At 38.3% G+C, this 2,775-nt stretch carries 3 protein-coding genes; all 3 read right to left on the bottom strand.

Going from position 1 to position 2,775, the window contains the following annotated elements; translation table 11 throughout:
* Positions 1-166: 166 nt before the first annotated feature.
* The 3 genes from F6K37_RS37395 to F6K37_RS37385 all read right to left on the bottom strand — a co-directional run bounded on the left by F6K37_RS37395 (position 167) and on the right by F6K37_RS37385 (position 2,473).
* Positions 167-1,330, bottom strand: a complete 1,164-nt coding sequence (locus tag F6K37_RS37395) for a hypothetical protein (protein WP_287256068.1) — start codon at positions 1,328-1,330, stop codon at positions 167-169.
* 332 nt (positions 1,331-1,662) lie between these two features.
* Positions 1,663-1,917, bottom strand: a complete 255-nt coding sequence (locus F6K37_RS37390) for a hypothetical protein (RefSeq protein ID WP_009149299.1) — start codon at positions 1,915-1,917, stop codon at positions 1,663-1,665.
* 286 nt (positions 1,918-2,203) lie between these two features.
* Positions 2,204-2,473, bottom strand: coding sequence for a hypothetical protein (locus F6K37_RS37385; protein WP_009149298.1), 270 nt, complete (start codon positions 2,471-2,473; stop codon positions 2,204-2,206).
* Positions 2,474-2,775: the final 302 nt, after the last annotated feature.

Genomic DNA, 2,775 nt, shown 5'->3' with positions numbered 1-2,775 from the left:
TTTTTAATTATATAAGCATTCAGCTATCAGCTATCAGCTATCAGCTATCAGCTATCAGCTATCAGTTATCAGCTATCAGCTATCAGCTATCAGCTATCAGTTATCAGCATATGCCCTAGGCGCATATGCTTACTTAATTCTATCAGAATTGCAGCCCTATAAGAAACTATGATCGTGGAAAATCTTCTATATCAAGGGATTCATAGTCTAAATCAGAGGCTGTAAACCGATATCTTTTACCTCGTTCTAAACTCCTGGTTTTGATAGTACATTCTTTAGCCTTGCTTCCATCCTCGGTTCCTACAGAGCAAGATTCAAACTTTATGTTTAAAAAGTTATTGGTATAGATTTTATCGCTTCCTGATGACAATTTTTGTATCCTATCATTGATCCAATACTTTACCGAGTAGGGAGTCTGATTGGATATAAGTGTAGCAACTTCAGGGGTATTTGGCATGAGAAAGCTTCGGAGAACCCAGTTGCTCCGACATTTGTACTTAGTAAGAGTCCTGATATCAGCACACAAAGACATAGGAACTTCTGAGTTCATACAAACTGATTTGGTAATAGGATACGAATCTCTTTGTCTGACATCCACATTTCTTTTAATTACAGCAGTGAAAACTCCAGACTCAAGTACACGATCGCGTTCTTTAATCTCGTACTCAAATGTATTCTCTCCGTCTAAAACGTGAAATTCTTTACTATCATGTCTTGTTCCAAAACTCATCCGTGTCCCTTCTGAAGATCTACCCTCATCGTACTCTCTGTCAGTGTAAGGAAATGGGTCACTAGCTACTCCTCTGGTAATATTTTTAACAATTACACGTCTTTTACGAGCTGGTGGAGTAGTACTGGAAGTAAACCGGGCTTCCCGAGAAGACCAGCTGTAACCTGGGCACTCACCTTTATACTTAGTTTCGTGAATTTCTACTTGATTGAGTTCTCGGCTACCTAAGAACTCCCATCCGATTTCAGGTGCAGGTTGTATTTCCGAACCCTCTTCAATTCCTATTTCAGGTGCAGATTGTGTTTCCGAACCCTCTTCAATTCCGATTTCAGGTGCAGGTTGTATTTCCGAATCCTCTTCAATTCCTATTTCCGGTGCAGGTTGTGTTTCCGAATCCTCTTCAATTCCTATTTCCGGTGCAGGTTGTGTTTCCGAATCCTCTTCAATGGGCAATTGTTTTAGTGGCGGCAACTGTGCTAGTGAGGGTGCTCTAAAAAACGTCAAAACCAGACTAATGCTCAAAGCAGTGAGCAACAAAAATTTGCTATTTGATGTGATTTTATTAACTATTTTGTTCCATAATCGATTGATTTTAAGCATCAGAAAAATTTAATTGTGTTAATGTATTTAAATGTCAAAAAATACGTGTTAGAGTTTGCAATTCCACTTATCGTATCAATTAGATCTGAATTTAAAGTTCGATCATTTCCTTGAGTGTGTTAAGACTAAAACCAGCAAGACGCTGAGCCTCACCCAGATCAGAAAAGCCATGCTTATGATACAAGTTGAGGTCAAAGTTTCCGACAATTGCTCAAATCTTTAGCAGTGCAATACTAGCAGGGCAGATCACTGGCGCAATCAGAATGAAATAGCCCTGAATGATCAGCAATAGTTAGGAAAGTGGTTTACCATCTTCCTGAGCTATCTAATAATTAGCGAAGAGGATGGTAAGTTGCTTGAGGAGCTATCTGTTGAATACTGCTATCTACCTGCGGTATTGATGCAATTAAGCCATCGAAAACGGCAAGTAAAAACATAAAAAACAAGAAACTCATGGGAATCGAAATAATAACTCCGATCAGTGTCTGTCCTAAATAATTCCTAATGGCTAGCCCCATCAGATGATCAACTCCATAGTCGATCTGCCAATTTCCTTGTTCATCTTGATAGACGTCTTTAACTTTCATAAGTTTCCTCACTCATTCAATAAAGTATAAAAATAACTACAAAGCTTATAGGTGATATTCCGCAAGTTAAACCAAAAATAATTTTATAAAGTCACTAATCGTAGGGTGGGCAGTGCCTAGCAACGTGGTTTGCAAGCTTCATTATCTGTCTGATGCACTGCCCACCCTAACCCTAAATGAACCTTACTCATCCTACAAAGCTTATAGATAAAATTCCGCAATTCAAAACAAGGTATTTTTATTTAATTGAATCCCTGGCTATTTAAGGGGTAATCGATCATTTAAACTACTCATTTACTATAATCATTATAAGAGAGCCATTTTCTTGAGGAACTATCTGTTGAATACTGGTATCTACCTGCGGGATTAATTCAATTAAGGCATCGAAAACGGAAAGTAAAAACATAAAAAACAAGAAACTCATGGGAATCGAAATAATAAATTGGGTCAGTGTCTGTCCTAAATCATTCCTAATGGCTAGCCCCATCAGATGATCAACTCCATAGTCGATCTGCCAATTTCCTTGTTCATCTTGATAGACGTCTTTAACTTTCATGATTAGCCTCGCTCATCCAATAACTTAAAAAAAAATACAAATCCACAAAATTTCTACATCACATGGCGCTATAATCGAAGATGCTACCCTTTAGAAACTAAAGGTTTATCGCTATCAAGAGTTACAGGTGGCGTAGTATCTAGTCACGGAGCTGCTCCCCAAATTGATTCGTTAAGGCTTGTGACAGTTAACAAAAACCTCCACTAATCTACCACTTACTATTAAATTATGGTAGATTAAGGAGATGGCATTAATACCACTCCGTAAGGCGGTCGAACTTACGGGACTCTCCAAGAACACAC

This window comes from Moorena sp. SIO4E2 (assembly GCF_010671945.1).
GTDB lineage: Bacteria > Cyanobacteriota > Cyanobacteriia > Cyanobacteriales > Coleofasciculaceae > Moorena > Moorena producens.
The sequence above is the reverse complement of the archived record's forward strand: the minus strand, read 5'-3'. Positions and strand labels throughout refer to the sequence as shown.